The organism is Aeromicrobium sp. S22, from assembly GCF_009661045.1.
Taxonomy (GTDB): Bacteria; Actinomycetota; Actinomycetes; order Propionibacteriales; family Nocardioidaceae; genus Aeromicrobium; species Aeromicrobium yanjiei.
Genome location: NZ_WJWV01000001.1, coordinates 1,145,587 through 1,161,276, shown reverse-complemented (window position 1 = coordinate 1,161,276; position 15,690 = coordinate 1,145,587). Strand labels below are relative to the sequence as shown.

Below are 15,690 nucleotides of genomic sequence, written 5' to 3'. Positions count from 1 at the left end.
CCTGAGAAGTTACCACCGGGTCACGACCCGGACGCTGCGAGCGACGCCGTGGACGCGATGCGGTCGAGCACGAGCCCCGCCAGCACCTCCACCCGCGCCACGAACGGCGAGGACGGGGACGCCTCCCGGGGCGCCTGCCCGCTCACCGCCGCGAGGTCCAGACCCGACTGGTCGAGCGGCAGGTACGCTGCCGGCTCCAGGCCCGTGAGGCGCGAGACCGTCGCGCGGATGTCCCGTTCGCCCCACCCCAGCGTGGTGCGCACCAGGTTGATGACGAGCACCGTGTCGAGCCCGGGCGCGATCTCGGACAGGTCGTGCAGCCCACGCACCAGGCGGGCCAGTCCGACCGGCTCGGGCCGTCCCACCGCGACCGCGAGATCGGCTTGACCGAGGACCTGCAGGGTCGTCTGGTTGCGCCCGCCACCCCCGGGACCCGTGCCCGGCTCGAGCGAGAACCCGCAGTCGACCACCACGAGCTGCGAGCCCGACCGCAGCTGGGCCAGCACCACGTCCAGGGCGCCCGCACGCACCTGGGCCCACATCTCGGCGCGTGGCAGTCCTGTCAGCAGGCGGAGCCCGGGATCGACCTCGACGAGGTGGTCGACGACCTCGTGCCCACGTCCCTGGTTGGCCGCCCGACACGCGGCGACGAGACCGGACACGTCGTCGAGCACGCTCAACATCTGGCTCTGCGCGCCGCCGTGGGTGTCCGCGTCGACCAGGACGGTGTCGACGCCGCGTGCAGCCGTCGCGGACGCCAGCCCCAGCGCCACGGTGCTGCGTCCGGGAGCACCTGCGGGGCCCCAGACGGCGATCACGGGTGCGGTACGCCCGGGAGGCGACGCGGGGAGCACAGGCTCGTCCCGGGCGACCTCGTCGAGCGCTCCCAGGCGCAGCCGGCGGGTGATGCCGAGCGCCTCGCAGCGCCCCGAGTCCGCGCCCACCGCTGCGACTCGCACACCGGCCCGCTCGAGACGGTGGACCGCGTCGACGTCGAGCCCCGGCAGCTCGGCCGAGACGAGCGCTGCCGCGGCGCGTCCGGTCTGCGCCACGGCGAGCAGGTCCGCGACGTCCACACAGCGGCGGGCCAGTCGCAACGTCGACGAGCCCTCCACCTCACGGATCGCAGCGGACTCCCAGGCCGCGTCGCCGGCCGCGATCACGACGTCCACGTCACGACACCCGGACGAGGGTCACGTGGCCGGCCGCCACGGTGCTGATCACGCTCTCCTGCATCCGCTCGCGGGCGACGTCGACGAGCACGGTCTGGGCGAGGGAGCCGCTGGCCGCCGCGGCCTCACCACCCGTCTGCAGGACGCGTACCGACTCGAGCACCCGGACGGCCTTGCGCCCCGGCTCGTCGCCCGGTCCGGGCCCCACCCAGACGTCGACGAGATCACCGCGGGCGAGATCGGCCGGAGCCGCCCCGTCGTTCACGCTGAGAGGAAGCTGGCTGCGCGACTGGGTCGAGCGGGCGACCAGCGACGCCTTGCCGACCAACGATCCCGACCGCATCTCGTGAGCCCACACCAGCTGGTCGAGGGGGGCGGCGAACTTCTCGTCCGTCCGCAGGTAGTTGCCCGCCGCCCCTCCCGAGAGCCGCACCCGCGTGGGCTCGAGATCGTCGTCGAGGACCGGGTCACCGGGGCGGACGTCCTGCCGCACGGCCCAGTACTCCACGGTGTCGTCGCTGGCTGCGGCGAGCCGCGCGCCCAGCACGGTCGCCCCCAGCACCAGGAGCACGCCGATCACGAGGCGTGGATCCCGCCACGGTCGGATGCGCAGTCGCGTCGTCGTCCTGCCTGATCCCCCAGGCCCCCGCCAGCTCGTCATGGACTAGGTCTACCGACCCCGGGCCGGTCCGTAAAGCCCCTCTCCCCCTTGTCCACAGCGCTGGACGGACCGGAATCCTGGGTGACACCAGTCCGTGGGAAACTGAGGCATGTCCCCTTCCAGCCCGCGTTTCCTCACGCTGGCTGACGTCGCGGAGATCCTCAACGTCACGGTGCGACAGGTCTACGCGCTGGTGCGCTCGGGCGATCTGCGCGGCATCCAGATCGGTGGACGCGGGCAGTGGCGCATCGAGAACGACCAGCTCGAGGACTACATCTCGCGGCAGTACGCGCGCGCGGAGGCAGCCGACCTGGACGAGGTCGACGACGACATCAGGACCGACCGCTGACGAGCGCCAACGCGCTCCACAGCACGACCTGATCGCGGCCTGACCCGCTCCGCAGCCGGACGAAGTCGCGCCCGACCACGTCGACCACGCCCTCGCGGCTCGTGCCGTCGAGCAGACGGATCATCACGGTGTCTCCTGCGTCGCGCAGCGCCCGGAACACCTGACCCCACCCGAGGCGGGCGCTCACCAGCGTCCCCTCGTCCGCCCTCCGCTGGGCCTCGAGGATCGTGGCCACGGCTGCCACGGCGACGACCTGATCGGTCGTGTCGCCGCGGACCCGGATGAGGGAGCCGTTGACGAGCACGGCCTCGCCCTCGACCCGGCCCGCACCGCGGACCTCGATCACGACGTGGCCGCCCAGGAGATCGCGCCACGACGTCTCGGCCCACTCACCGTCGCTGAGATCGTCGACCAGGGCGTCGCGCTCCTCGAGCTCGAGGTCGGCGGCCTGCCCCTCGAGATCCGCGAACAGTCGGTCCCAGCGCACACCGGCACGCTAACCGATCCGCGGTTGCGCCGACAGTGTCCCCAGCCAGGTCCCGGGACCGTTGACAACCCGATACAAACGGTCTTGTGTGAGGTCAAACGTCATCAAACGTTACCAAAGGGGTCGACATGCGACTGTCGGGGTGGGGCTGGGCCATGACCGCGCTCGCCGCCGGCAGCGTGTACGTCCTGGCCCCCGAGGCGGCGAGCAGCGCTGACGCGCTCGCGGGCCCCTCCTTCGCCGCGGCCCTCCTGGCACTCGGCTCCCTCGTGCAGCTGGCCCTGTCCGGCTGGGTCCTCGGCGCGGTGCTGCTGACGCTCGCGGCACGCTCCTCCCGTCTCGCCTGCGCCGTCATGCCGGCTGCGATGCGGCGCGCCCTGTTCGTCGGTGCCGTCGGTGCGATGACGCTGGCACCTGCGCATGCCGAGGAGATCGCCGCGCCGGGCAGCCGGGCTCCCCACTCCGTCAACGGCCTGCGCCTGCCCGACCGACCGACCGCGGCCGCACCGTCCGACGTGACCTCCCGGGCACGCGCGACGCCGCGCCCCGTGATCGTCCGCCCCGGCGACACCCTCTGGGCGATCGCGTCCCGGTCCCTGCCTCCGGACGCCTCACCGGCCGTCGTCGCGCACGCCGTGGAGCGCTGGCACGCGGCCAACCGCACCGCCATCGGGAGCGATCCCGACCTCATCTTCCCCGGGCAACACCTCACCCCACCCACCGGGAAGGACCACCCATGAAGACCGCCACCGCCCTGCTCGCCCCCTCCGCGGGCCATCCCTCGTTCACCACGCCCGTGGTGCCCGCGTCCGGCCAGATCCCGCTGCCGTTCCCGGGCATGACGCCCGTGCTGCCGGTGCCGGTCGAGCGCGGGGACGCTCGACCGATCCGGGAGCGTTCGGCGCGGTTCATGCAGGCACTGGTCGAGGTGCTCTCGGGCGAGCGGCCCGTCCGCCAGATGGCCGCGTGGATGGCGCCGGACGTCTACGACCAGCTCACGTCACGCCTCGCGGTGCACGCACGGGTCCCGTTGCGGTCCCGCTCGGGCAGCGGAGCGCGCATCGTCTCCGTCCACGTCGCGATGGTGCACGACGAGGCCGCGGAGGTCGCGGGTCGGATGGTCCACCGCGGACGGTCGCGCGCGATCGCCGTACGCCTGGAGCTCCAGACCACCCACCGGGGCGACCGGGTCTGGCGCTGCACCGCCCTCACCTGGGCCTAGTCCCCCACCAGTGCTGGTGGGGGGCCAGGCGGTGGGTCAGCGGTTGTTCTTGCGCGACTTGCGCTGCTGCTTGGCCTTCTGGCGCGCGCGGTTCTTGGCGTTGGCCGCGCGACGAACCTCGGTCTCGGCCGAGTCCTCCTCGGGCGCCGCCTCCGCGCGCACCTCGACCTCGCCGTCCTCCGACGGTGCCGAGTACGCGAGGGCCTGCGGCGCCGACTTCACGCCCAGCCCCTTGGCGCTCAGCTGCAGCGCCTCGTCCGCGGACTCGTCGGCCGGCTCCTCGACCTGCACGTCGAGGTTGAACAAGAAGCCGACCGACTCCTCGGCGATGCCCTCCATCATGGCGTTGAACAGCTCATAGCCCTCGCGCTGGTACTCGACCAGCGGATCGCGCTGCGAGTACGCCCGCAGGCCGATGCCCTCGCGGAGGTAGTCCATCTCGTAGAGGTGCTCACGCCACTTGCGGTCCAGCACGCTCAGCACGACGCGGCGCTCGAGCTCGCGCATGACCTCGGATCCGAGCTCCTCCTCGCGGGCGGCGTACGCCCGCAGGGCGTCCTCGGTCAGCAGCTCCTGGAGCAGCTCGCGGCTGAGCCCGTCGCGTCCACCGACCTCTTCCTCGACGCCCTCGATCGTGAGGCCGACCGGGTAGAGCAGGCGGAGCGCGGTCCACAGCTGATCGAGGTCCCACTCCTCGGGGAAGCCCTCGGTCGCGCCGGTGACGTACGCCTTGACGACGTCCTCGATCGTCGAGGTGACCCAGCCCTGCATGTCCTGGCCCTCGAGGACCTGGCGACGCTCGGCGTAGATGACCGAACGCTGCGCGCTCATGACGTCGTCGTACTTGAGGATGTTCTTGCGGGTGTCGAAGTTCTGCGCCTCGACCTGCGACTGCGCGGACGCGATCGCTCCCGTGACGCGCTTGTTCTCGATCGGCACGTCGTCGGGGATCTTCATGGTCTGCAGGACCCAGTTGACCCAGTCGGCCTTGAACAGCCGCATGAGGTCGTCCTCGAGCGACAGGTAGAACCGGGTCTCGCCCGGGTCACCCTGACGGCCCGAACGACCACGCAGCTGGTTGTCGATGCGGCGCGACTCGTGCCGCTCGGTGCCGATGACGGCCAGTCCGCCGGCCGCGGTGACCTCGTCGTGCTCGTCGGCGACCTGCTGCTCCATCTGCTTGAGCGTCGCGGGCCATGCCGCCTCGTACGCCTCGGAGTCCTCGAGCGGGTCGAGACCCTGCTTGCGCAGCGCCTGGTCGGCCAGGAACTCGACGCTGCCACCGAGCATGATGTCGGTGCCACGTCCGGCCATGTTGGTCGCGACCGTGACGGCGCCCTTGTGACCGGCCATCGCGACGATCGCGGCCTCCCGGTCGTGCTGCTTGGCGTTGAGCACCTCGTGCGGGATGCCGCGCTTGCGCAGCTGCTTGGAGAGCCGCTCGCTCTTCTCGACGCTGGTCGTGCCGACCAGGATCGGCTGACCGTTGGCGTGGCGCTCGACGATGTCCTCGACCACCGCATCGAACTTGGCCTGCTCGGTGCGGTACACCAGATCGGGCTGGTCGACGCGGGCGACCGGACGGTTGGTCGGGATCGGGACGACGCCGAGCTTGTAGATCTTGTCGAACTCCGACGCCTCGGTCATGGCCGTACCGGTCATGCCGCCGAGCTTGTCGTAGAGGCGGAAGTAGTTCTGCAGCGTGATCGTGGCGAGGGTCTGGTACTCCTCGCGGATGCGCACGCCTTCCTTGGCCTCGATCGCCTGGTGCAGGCCCTCGTTGTAGCGACGACCGTCCAGGATGCGGCCGGTGTGCTCGTCGACGATCAGGACCTCGCCGTCGATGACGACGTAGTCCTTGTCGTTCTTGAACAGCTCCTTGGCCTTGATCGCGTTGTTGAGGAAGCTGATGAGCGGGGTGTTCACCGCGTCGTAGAGGTTGTCGATGCCCAGCTGGTCCTCGACCCGGTCGATGCCGGCCTCGGTCACCGAGATCGTGCGCTTCTTCTCGTCGACCTCGTAGTGCTCGTCGGGCCTCATCGCGCCGACGATCTTGGCGAACTCGCCGTACCACTTGACCTCGTCCTCGGTGGGGCCCGAGATGATCAGCGGGGTGCGGGCCTCGTCGATGAGGATCGAGTCGACCTCGTCGACCACGGCGAAGTTGTGCCCGCGCTGCACGCAGTCGGCGATGTCGTCGGCCATGTTGTCGCGCAGGTAGTCGAAGCCGAACTCGTTGTTGGTGCCGTACGTGATGTCGGCGGCGTACGACTCGCGTCGCTCGGCGGGCGTCATGTTGGGCAGGATCTGCCCGACCGACAGGCCGAGGAAGTGGTGCACGCGGCCCATCCACTCCGCGTGGTACTTCGCAAGGTAGTCGTTGACCGTGACGATGTGGACGCCCTTGCCGCTGAGCGCGTTGAGGTACGCCGGGAGGGTCGACACCAGCGTCTTGCCCTCACCGGTCTTCATCTCGGCGATGTTGCCCAGGTGCAGCGCGGCGCCACCCATGATCTGCACGTCGAAGTGCCGCTGGCCGAGCACGCGGGACGCCGCCTCGCGGACTGTCGCGAATGCCTCGGGCATGAGGTCGTCGAGCGACTCACCGTCGGCCAGGCGGCCACGGAACTCGTCGGTCATGCCGCGCAGCTCCTCATCGCTCATCCCGCGGAACTCGTCCTCGAGGGCGTTGACCTGCTTGGCGACGGCCTCGAGCTGCTTGAGGACCTTGCCTTCGCCCATGCGAAGAATCTTGTCGATGACCTTGGGCACGAAAATGCACTCCTGAAGCGGCGGGTACTCGAGATGAGGTATGAGCCTTCTCAGTCTAGTCGAGAGACAAGGGCGGACGTGAGTTCCCCGGCCAGATCGCCCTTGACCGGAGGCGCGATGGTGTCGAGCCCGAGCCACCGGGCCATGAGACGCAGCTCGTCGGCGAGCTCTGTGGCGGTGTGGGACGGCGCGTGCGACTCGGCCCACGCCCCATGGACGAGCAGCGTCGAGGACTGCCGATCTGCCTTGAGGTCCACGCGCGCGACCAGCCTGTCGCCCAGCAGGAACGGCAGGACGTAGTAGCCGTGCACACGCTTGTCGGCCGGGACGTAGATCTCGATGCGGTAGCGGAAGTCGAAGAGCTGCTCGGTGCGCGTCCGCTCGAACACCAAGGGGTCGAACGGGCTGAGCAGCGCCCGCGCGGAGACCTTGCGGGGCATGACGGCGTCGCGGTGCAGGTACGCAGGCCGGCGCCATCCGGCGATCGTGGCCGGCACCAGCTCGCCGCTCGCGACCAGGTCGTCGATCGCCGCCTTGGTCGGCGCGGGCTCCATGCGGAAGTAGTCGCGCAGGCACTGCGCGGTGCCCACGCCGAGCGCGCGGGCCGCGTGCCCCACCAGCACCCGGTGCGCCTCGGGCGCGTCCAGGGCCGGCGCCTCGAGCTGTGCGCGCGGGATGACCCGTTCGGGCAGGTCGTACACCCTCTCGAACGCGGCGTTGCGACGAGCTGCCGTCACTCGACCCTTGTAGAACAGGTACTCCAGCGCGGCCTTGACCTCCGACCAGTTCCAGCCCCAGCTGTCGCGCTCGCGCGGGACGTCATGCTCGATCTCGCGTGCGGTGAGTGGGCCGTTCGCTCGCACCTCGTCGAGCACCCACTCCACGAACTCAGGCTTGTCGCGCGCGATGCGGATCATCCCGCCCCACATGCGGGCGCCGGACTCCATGCGGAACTGGAACGCCTGCCACAGGTCGACGTCGACGAGGGCCGCCTCGTGGGCCCAGTACTCGAACAGGCGCCGGGGTGCCCGCCCCGACGCTCGGTGCAGGAGGTCCACGTCGTACGCGCCGAGGCGCGAGAACAACGGCATGTAGTGCGCGCGCTGGAGCACGTTGACCGAGTCGATCTGGAAGAAGCCGAGCCGCTGGATCACCCGCGCCACGTGGCGCGCCGAGACCTCACCGTCCCGGCCAGGCCGAGGGCGGGTGAACCCCTGCGCGGCCAGCGCGATGCGCCGCGCCTGCAGGACAGTGAGGGTCTGGGTCACGGAACGTCGTCGACGAGCTTGCTGCGCACGGCGTACATGGCCGCCTCCATGCGCGACTTCATCTGCAGCTTCTCCAAGATGTTGCGGATGTGGTTCTTGACCGTGTTCTCGCTGATGAACAGCTCTTCGGCGATCTCCCGGTTGCTGAGCCCCCGGGCCACGTGCCGCAGTACGCCGAGCTCGCGGGGCGTCAGATTCGTCGCGGGTGCCGGGCTCCTGGACATCTGCACGAACTCGTCGAGCAGCTTGGTGGCCATGCTCGGACTGATCAGCGACTGACCGGAGGCGACGAGCCGCACGGCCTCGGCCACCTGCTCGTACGTCGAACCGTCCTTGAGCAGGTAGCCCGAGGCACCGCTGCGGATGGACTCGTAGAGATCGGACTCGTCGTCACTGGCCGTCAGCATGATGATGCCGGTGGTCGGCGAGATCTCCTTGATCGCGGCGCAGACCTCGACACCACTGCGACCGGGCATGCGGACGTCGAGCAGGACGATGTCGTACGGGTTCTCGCGCACGAGCTCGAGAGCCTTGTCGCCGTCGTCCACCTCTTCGAGCTCGAGGCTGTCGTCAGCGCCGAGCACCATCTTGACTCCGCGTCGGAAGAGCTCCTGATCGTCGACCAGGAGCACGCGGATGCTGTCGCCCCGAGAAGTCACGCGACCGATCATGCCACGGACAGGGTGTCGGTGGGTGACAGGCTCACTCAGTGACGTCGAGGTGAATGACGCCGTAGTCGTAGCCCTTGCGCAGGTAGACGACGCTGGGACGCATCGAGTCCTTCTCCATGAACAGGTAGAAGTCGTGCCCGACGAGCTCCATCTCGTACATCGCCTGCTCGAGCGTCATGGGCGATCCCTGGTGGGTCTTCTCGCGGACCACGAGCGGGCTGTCGCCCTCGACGTGGATCGGGCCAGCCTGGTTCGTGTCGTCCTCGGGCTCGTCGCGCAGCAGGTCCTCGTCGAGCGGCAGGCCCGCAGTGGCCTCCGCCACCGAGACTGGGCGCTTCTCGCCGTGATGGATGCGCTTGCGGTCGACCACGCGGCGCAGACGCGACTCGAGCTTGTCGACGGCGGCGTCGAGCGCCGAGTGCTGATCGGTGGAGGTGGCCTCGGCCCGGACCGCGGGTCCGCGCGAGCGCAGCGTCATCTCGACCTTGGCGGCGGAGTCGTGCTGGCGGGGGTTCTTCTCGTGCGTGACCTCGACCTCGACGCGGAGGATCTTTTGACGAGAGTCGAACTTCTCGATGCGGGAGAGCTTCTCGGCTACGTGCTCGCGAAAGCTCTCGGAGATCTCGCTGTTGCGACCGTTGACGACAATTTCCATGGGAGCTCCCTTGTCTCGGATCACGCTCATGAGGCAGCGCGACGACTCATGCCATATCTGTGACGGTAGACCGCCCGGGGGCGTTGTGCCAGTTCGCTGTCCATCAACGGCGCCTCCTCCCTGGAACCCGAGGGGTGGCCGCCACGAACGACGCGCCGAGGGGTCGCCGACGGGCGTCGGTGAGCACGCGGACCGCCTCGGTGAGCGTCGCACCGGTCGTCAGGATGTCGTCGACGACCACCACGTCGCGACCTTCCGGGAGACCGTCGCGCGACATCCGGAAGGCGCCCGTGAGGTTGACCTGCCGCTCGGCGGCATCCAGCCCTGCCTGGTCGCGCGTCGATCGGGCGTACGTCAGCGCGGGCGCGACGGACACGTCGGCGCCGATCCGTCCGAGGCGGCTCGCCGCCGCCTGGGCGAGGTCGCCGACCACGTCGGCCCCCCGCCTGCGACGGCTCCGTCTCGACGTGGGGACCGGCACCAGCACGAGCGGTCGCCCCGCGCCGAGGTGCGGCACCACGGCGCTGGCGAGGTGCAGATCCAGGACTCCGGTGAGCCGTGTCGCGCCCTCCTCCTTCCAGGCCACGAGCACCCGCCGCAGCACGTCGGCGTTGACGCCCGCCGCGACGGGGACCACTGCCGTGGGCCTGCGCAGTCCCGGCGGCGCGGGGTCGGGCCAGACCGTCCGCGGGTCGGGGCACATCGCCAGGCCGCACGCCCGGCACAGCAGGAGCGCGGCCCGGCCGCAGCCCGCGCAGCGCGCACCCAGCACCAGGTCGGCGACCGGGACCACGATGTCGTGCACACGCCCAGCGTGCGCCTCGAGGCGGCGCGCCGACAGGGGGCGGGGCGGGCCCTGTGGACGTCAGCGGCCGAAGGTCAGGCCTGTGACGCCTTGGGCCTTCATGGCACGCCAGGACCCGTCGGACGAGCGGTACCACAACCGTCCGCGGGTGTCCGTCACGTAGAGACGCGGGACATCGCCCGGTCCGATCGCCAGGGCGTTGACGCCGGTGGCGGGCAGCGTCCCGGCGCCGCGGTCCAGGGCCTCCGGGGTGTCGGCTCCGTCGATCCCCACCTCGTCGACCCCCACGCCGGTGGCGGTGTCCGCGAGGAACCCGATCGTCGTGGTGGACGCCCACGAGGCCGATCGGACGTTGCGTGCCGAGATCGCGAGCCGGCGAGCCGTCCCCAGCCCGAGCAGCCTGTCCTTGGCATCGCGCAGCACCATCCCGACCAGGACCCGGTCGCCGCGACCGGCCCGTGTCGTCACCGCGTAGCGCGTGCCGTCGGGCGACAGCGAGAAGGAGGTGGCGTCCAGCCCGCGCAGCGCCCGCGCGTCGATACGCCGCAGACGGTCGCCGTCGACGACCCGCACCCGTGGACCGGCCGCCGCGGCGTCGACCAGCCAGAGCAGGCCGTCGTCGTCCCACCGGGGGGCGAGGAAGCCGTTGCCGTCGATCTCCCGGGCGCCCGTGCCCTTGCGGTTGGTGACGCGGACCTGGTCCCGTCCCGCCAGGACTCCGGCCACGCCCGCGGCGGAGACGCCGATGAGCTCGGCCCCCAGCGCGTCGCGCCCCCACGCCCCGCTCAGTCGTGACACCGAGCCGTCGTCGATCTCGACGACCCGGTCACCGCTGAGCGCATAGCCGTGGCCCCGGGCGAGGCTCGGGCCGTAGCCGCCCCACGCGCTCATCGGCTGGACCTCTCGGCCCCCGGCCGTCAGGGGCGTTGAGCCGCCGATGATCTGCACGGCGGTCATGTCGGGAACCTGCCGGAGCGTCCAGACCACCTGGGCCGACAGGTGGTCACGCGCCGAGTCGCTCAGCTCGCCGAGGTCGTCGGTGAGCTCGACGTCCGCCACACCCTCGTCCGTCAACGGCACGGACGGTCGCAGGTCGGGCAGCGGCGGGAGGTACGTGCGCGTGGCCTGGGCGATCGCACGCCCGGGTCCGCGCGCCAGGCTGGTCATGAGATTGGTCGCGAGCTGATCACCCACGACGAGGTGCACGGGATCGGCCACGAGACGTCTGCCGGGGCGGTCGAAGAAGAACAGGTTGAAGGGCCGGAAGTAGTCGCTGAAGAACTTGCTGTTGACCAGCGCGCCGGGCTGTGGGTTCGAGATCCGCCACTGCCCGTCGACCTCCTCCAGGGTGTACGTCACGGAGCCGCGACCCGAGCGCGGCGTGTAGTGACCCTGACGGTCCAGCACCGCCTCGTCGGAGAAGGCGAGACGTACGTCCACGGCTCCCGTCGAGACACCGCGCGGATCCTCCAGGCCCATCGTGGTCGGCACCCGCCCGGACACCGCCGGCTTGGAGTAGACCTCGACGCGGGCCGCCGGATCCCACTTGCGGGCCGCGTCGGGTGTCAGGAACGCCGCCGCCGTCCGTGGCGACGCCGGGAAGGCCAGCATCGCGTCGAGGTAGCCGCGCACGATCTGCTCGGGTGGCGCGTCCTGGACCGGCTTGGCCGGCAGGTAGCGCACGGTGCTCTCGCCGAGCCCTGTGTCGTCCTCGACCCGGGTGACCGGCCCACCGTTCGGGATGCCCGCGCACGCCGACACCGCGAGCGCGAGGACCGTCAGGAGCGCGACCCACGGTGAACGCCGGCGGGTGATCACAGGTACACCGAGACGAGGGGCGGGTTCTTGGCGGAGCCGCCGGGCTTGGGGATCGTGAGGATGAACTCGCTCCCCTCGCCGGGCCTCCCCCATGCCTGCAGGGTCCCGCCGTGCAGCACGGCGTCCTCGCGCGAGATGGCCAGACCGAGGCCGGTGCCGCCCTGCGCGCGGGCGGGATCTGCTCGCCAGAAGCGGTCGAACACCCGCACGTTCTCGTCGCCGGACAGTCCGATCCCGAAGTCGCGCACCGCGATCGAGACCGCCTCGTCGTTCTGGGCGACCTCGACCTCGATGACGTCCGATCCGCTGTACTTGACGGCATTGGCCATCAGGTTGCGGATGATGCGGTCGATGCGGCGGATGTCGGCCTCGACGATCGCTGGCTGGTCGACGCCGATCAGGCGCACCTTGATGCCCGCCCGCGCCGCCAACGGGTCGTCGGCGGCCTGGCGCGCCACCTGCGTCAGGTCGATCGTGTCGAGCTCGAGCTGGGCCGCGCTGGCGTCGAACCGGCTGAGGTCGAGCAGGTCGGCGAGCAGCGACTCGAACCGGTCGAGCTCGCGCTTGAGCAGCTCGGCGGATCGCGCGGACTGCGGATCCATCTGATCGCGTGCGGAGTAGATGACCTCGCTGGCCATCTGCACGGTCGTCAGCGGCGTCCGCAGCTCGTGGGAGACGTCCGAGACGAACCGCTGCTGCACGCGGGACAGCTTCTCCAGGCGGCGGATCTGGCTCTGCAGGCTCGCGGCCATCTGGTTGAACGACGTGCTGAGCCGGGCGATGTCGTCCTCGCCGCTGACGTGCATGCGCTGCTCGAGGCTGCCGCTGGCGTAGCGCTCGGCGATCCGGCGGGCCATGCGCACCGGATCGAGCACCTGCCGCGACACGAGCCAGGCGACACCGCCGACCATCAGCACCATCGCGAGCCCGCCGAGCAGCAGCGCGCGCCGTACGAGGTCGAGAGTCTCCTGCTGGTCCTCCAGCGAGAACAGATAGAACAAGGCATAGGTGTCGTCGCTGCCGGGAGCCCGCAGCTGGCTGCCCACGACCACCGCCGGCTCGGCATCGGAGGAGCCCAGCAGGCTGAGGTCGGCGTAGCGCCAGTAGGTGCCCGGGCCCGACCGCACGGACTCCACGAGGTCCTCCGGCAACGAGCCGGGGGCGATCGCGGCGGACGACCGCACCGGCACCTGGCCGTCGGAGGTGGCGAGGGGGCCCTCCAGGACCAGCTCGTACGTCCGCGCGGCCCCGCGCGAGCGCGTCAGGGAGTCCACCATCTGGGTCAGCGTCTGCGCCTGCGTCGCGGGCTCGGTCTCGAGCGAGACGTCGAGCTGGGTCTGGGCGTACTCGAAGCCCGAGCGGGCCTCGGACACCGCGGCCGTGCGGCGATCCTCCGCGAGGCCGTTCGCGACATCACGCAGCAGCGCCCAGCCGGTCAGCCCCACGACGAGGGCGCTGAGCAGGATCGTGCTGGTGACGACCCGGGCCTGGATCGAGCGACGCCACATCCGCGCGAGGTTGACCCGCGCGAGGCTGCGCATCAGCTGCTCATCACGGGGTCGGGCTGATCGCCTGGTAGCCAACTCCGCGCACGGTGCGGATGACCTCGGGATTCTCGGCGTCGTCCTCGATCTTCGACCGCAGCCGGGTCATGTGGACGTTGACGAGCTTGGTGTCCCCCGGGTGGTGATAGCCCCAGACCTTCTGCAGCAGCGTCTCGCGCGTGAACACCTGCGAGGGATTGCCGAGCAGGCACGCGAGGAGGTCGAACTCCAGCGGCGTGAGCTCGAGCGGCTCACCCTTGCGCGTCACGGTGTGGCCGGCGGGGTCGAGCACGATGTCACCGAAGACGAGCGGCTCCGCGAGCTGTTCGGAGCGACGGAGCCGAGCGCGGATGCGGGCGACCAGCTCGGTGTTCTTGAACGGCTTGGTGATGTAGTCGTCGGCACCGGCCTCGAGCCCGGCGACCACGTCGGGGGTGTCGGACTTGGCGGTGAGCATGATGATCGGGACGGCCGACTTCTCCCGGATCTGCCGGCACACGCTCATGCCGTCCAGACCGGGCAGCATCAGGTCCAACAGGACCACGTCGGGCTTGAACTGGGTGAACGCCGCCATGACCCGGTCGCCGGACCGGCACACCGCTGCGGTCAGGCCCTCACCCTCCAGGACGATCGTGAGCATCTCCGCCAGGGAGGCGTCGTCGTCCACGACGAGCACCCGGTCACGCTTCGTTCTTCGGTAGCTCACGAGGCAATAGTACGGAGGCCCGCACGCGAACGAGCGCCAGATGCGAACACCTGGCGCTCGTTCATGCTGCTACGTGGGCTCAGTAGCGGTAGTGATCCGACTTGTACGGACCCGCCACGTCGACACCGAGGTACGCGGCCTGCTCCTTGCTCAGCTCGGTGAGCTCGACACCGAGGGCGTCGAGGTGCAGGCGGGCGACCTCCTCGTCGAGGTGCTTGGGCAGGACGTGCACGCCCAGCTCGTACTGGCTGGCCTTGCTGTAGAGCTCGATCTGCGCCAGCACCTGGTTGGTGAAGGAGTTCGACATCACGAACGACGGGTGGCCGGTCGCGTTGCCGAGGTTGAGCAGACGTCCCTCCGACAGCACGATGATCTTCTTGCCGTCGGGGAAGATCCACTGGTGGACCTGCGGCTTGATCTCGTCCTTGACGATGCCCGGGATCTTGGCCAGGCCGGCCATGTTGATCTCGTTGTCGAAGTGACCGATGTTGCCGACGATCGCCTGGTGCTTCATCTTCTCGAAGTGCTCGACCCGGATGATGTCGAAGTTGCCCGTCGTGGTGATGAAGATGTCAGCCGTCTCCACGACCGACTCGAGGCGGCGGACCTCGTAGCCGTCCATCGCAGCCTGCAGCGCGCAGATCGGGTCGATCTCGGTCACGATGACGCGAGCGCCCTGTCCACGCAGGGACTCCGCGGAGCCCTTGCCGACGTCGCCGTAGCCGCAGACGACGGCAACCTTGCCGCCGATCATGACGTCGGTGGCGCGGTTGAGGCCGTCGATCAGCGAGTGGCGGCAGCCGTACTTGTTGTCGAACTTGCTCTTGGTGACCGAGTCGTTGACGTTGATCGCCGGGAAGAGCAGCGTGCCCTCACGGAAGCGGTCGTACAGGCGCAGGACGCCGGTGGTGGTCTCCTCGGAGACACCCTTGATGTCCTTGGCGATGTTGGTCCAGTGCTGCGGCTTGGTCTCGACCGAGCGGGCGAGGACGCGCAGCACCTCCTTGAACTCCTCGTTGTCGGTGCTGTCCTGCGAGGGGACGACGCCGGTCTTCTCGTACTCGACGCCGAGGTGCAGCAGCATCGTGATGTCGCCGCCGTCGTCGAGGAGCACGTTGGGTCCGCCCTCGGCGAAGTCGAAGACCTTCTCGGCCTCGTCCCAGTACTCGGCGAGGCTCTCGCCCTTCCACGCGAAGACCGGGGTGCCCTTCGGCTCCTCGGCGGTGCCGTCCCGGCCGACGACGACCGCAGCGGCGGCGTGGTCCTGGGTGGAGAAGATGTTGCAGGTGGCCCAGCGGACGTCGGCGCCGAGATCCACGAGGGTCTCGATCAGCACCGCGGTCTGGATCGTCATGTGCAGCGATCCGGCGATGCGGGCTCCGGCCAGCGGCTTGTCCTTGCCATAGCGCTCGCGCATGGCCATGAGGCCCGGCATCTCGTGCTCGGCGAGGTCGATCTCCTTGCGACCGTACTCCGCGAGGGAGAGGTCAGCGACGTTGTAATCCATTGCGCCAGCCTACCGGCGCACCCCCACTACCACCCAATCAAACGCCGTCGTCA

15 protein-coding genes are annotated in these 15,690 nt (G+C 70.1%); 3 read left to right on the top strand and 12 right to left on the bottom strand.

Going from position 1 to position 15,690, the window contains the following annotated elements; translation table 11 throughout:
- Positions 1-20: 20 nt before the first annotated feature.
- Together GEV27_RS05760 and GEV27_RS05755 are read right to left on the bottom strand one after the other, a co-directional pair.
- Positions 21-1,172, bottom strand: coding sequence for a hypothetical protein (locus GEV27_RS05760; RefSeq protein WP_153933674.1), 1,152 nt, complete (start codon positions 1,170-1,172; stop codon positions 21-23).
- Position 1,173: 1 nt separating this feature from the next.
- Complete coding sequence (locus tag GEV27_RS05755; protein WP_153910292.1) at positions 1,174-1,752, bottom strand: hypothetical protein; 579 nt, start codon at positions 1,750-1,752, stop codon at positions 1,174-1,176.
- A 190-nt stretch (positions 1,753-1,942) separates the two neighbouring features.
- Between GEV27_RS05755 and GEV27_RS05750 the strand changes: the two genes are divergently transcribed.
- Positions 1,943-2,182, top strand: a complete 240-nt coding sequence (locus GEV27_RS05750; RefSeq protein WP_153653604.1) for a helix-turn-helix domain-containing protein — start codon at positions 1,943-1,945, stop codon at positions 2,180-2,182.
- On the opposite strand, the gene GEV27_RS05745 is transcribed toward GEV27_RS05750, so the two are convergent.
- Entirely contained in the window at positions 2,166-2,669 is a 504-nt protein-coding gene (locus GEV27_RS05745) for a hypothetical protein (RefSeq protein WP_153653606.1), read from the bottom strand. The genes GEV27_RS05750 and GEV27_RS05745 overlap by 17 nt on opposite strands.
- A gap of 128 nt (positions 2,670-2,797) precedes the next feature.
- On the opposite strand from GEV27_RS05745, the gene GEV27_RS18140 reads away from it, so the two are divergent.
- The gene (locus GEV27_RS18140; protein ID WP_153933673.1) at positions 2,798-3,409 is read left to right on the top strand and encodes a LysM peptidoglycan-binding domain-containing protein; all 612 of its coding nucleotides are present in this window, start codon (positions 2,798-2,800) and stop codon (positions 3,407-3,409) included.
- Positions 3,406-3,891, top strand: a complete 486-nt coding sequence (locus GEV27_RS05735) for an Rv3235 family protein (RefSeq protein ID WP_153653610.1) — start codon at positions 3,406-3,408, stop codon at positions 3,889-3,891. The genes GEV27_RS18140 and GEV27_RS05735 overlap by 4 nt, the downstream gene beginning before the upstream one ends.
- A 36-nt stretch (positions 3,892-3,927) precedes the next feature.
- On the opposite strand, the gene secA is transcribed toward GEV27_RS05735, so the two are convergent.
- The 9 genes from secA to ahcY all read right to left on the bottom strand — a co-directional run bounded on the left by secA (position 3,928) and on the right by ahcY (position 15,637).
- On the bottom strand, positions 3,928-6,651 hold the full coding sequence (secA, locus tag GEV27_RS05730) for a preprotein translocase subunit SecA (RefSeq protein ID WP_309222123.1): 2,724 nt from the start codon (positions 6,649-6,651) through the stop codon (positions 3,928-3,930).
- A 62-nt stretch (positions 6,652-6,713) separates the two neighbouring features.
- On the bottom strand, positions 6,714-7,931 hold the full coding sequence (locus GEV27_RS05725) for a DNA glycosylase AlkZ-like family protein (protein ID WP_309222058.1): 1,218 nt from the start codon (positions 7,929-7,931) through the stop codon (positions 6,714-6,716).
- Positions 7,928-8,590 carry a response regulator transcription factor gene (locus GEV27_RS05720; RefSeq protein ID WP_243838752.1) on the bottom strand — a complete coding sequence of 221 codons (663 nt, stop codon included), beginning with the start codon at positions 8,588-8,590 and terminating at the stop codon, positions 7,928-7,930. The genes GEV27_RS05725 and GEV27_RS05720 overlap by 4 nt, the downstream gene beginning before the upstream one ends.
- Before the next feature lie 43 nt (positions 8,591-8,633).
- Positions 8,634-9,257, bottom strand: a complete 624-nt coding sequence (hpf, locus tag GEV27_RS05715; protein WP_153653617.1) for a ribosome hibernation-promoting factor, HPF/YfiA family — start codon at positions 9,255-9,257, stop codon at positions 8,634-8,636.
- Between the two features lie 103 nt (positions 9,258-9,360).
- Positions 9,361-10,062: a ComF family protein gene (locus GEV27_RS05710; RefSeq protein WP_153933672.1), complete on the bottom strand. Its 702-nt coding sequence runs from the start codon at positions 10,060-10,062 to the stop codon at positions 9,361-9,363.
- Between the two features lie 60 nt (positions 10,063-10,122).
- Entirely contained in the window at positions 10,123-11,880 is a 1,758-nt protein-coding gene (locus GEV27_RS05705) for an LpqB family beta-propeller domain-containing protein (RefSeq protein ID WP_153910289.1), read from the bottom strand.
- Entirely contained in the window at positions 11,877-13,421 is a 1,545-nt protein-coding gene (gene mtrB / locus GEV27_RS05700) for an MtrAB system histidine kinase MtrB (protein ID WP_153653622.1), read from the bottom strand. The genes GEV27_RS05705 and mtrB overlap by 4 nt, the downstream gene beginning before the upstream one ends.
- Before the next feature lie 10 nt (positions 13,422-13,431).
- On the bottom strand, positions 13,432-14,130 hold the full coding sequence (gene mtrA, locus GEV27_RS05695) for an MtrAB system response regulator MtrA (protein WP_279586736.1): 699 nt from the start codon (positions 14,128-14,130) through the stop codon (positions 13,432-13,434).
- A gap of 79 nt (positions 14,131-14,209) precedes the next feature.
- On the bottom strand, positions 14,210-15,637 hold the full coding sequence (gene ahcY / locus GEV27_RS05690; protein WP_153653624.1) for an adenosylhomocysteinase: 1,428 nt from the start codon (positions 15,635-15,637) through the stop codon (positions 14,210-14,212).
- Positions 15,638-15,690 lie beyond the last annotated feature (53 nt).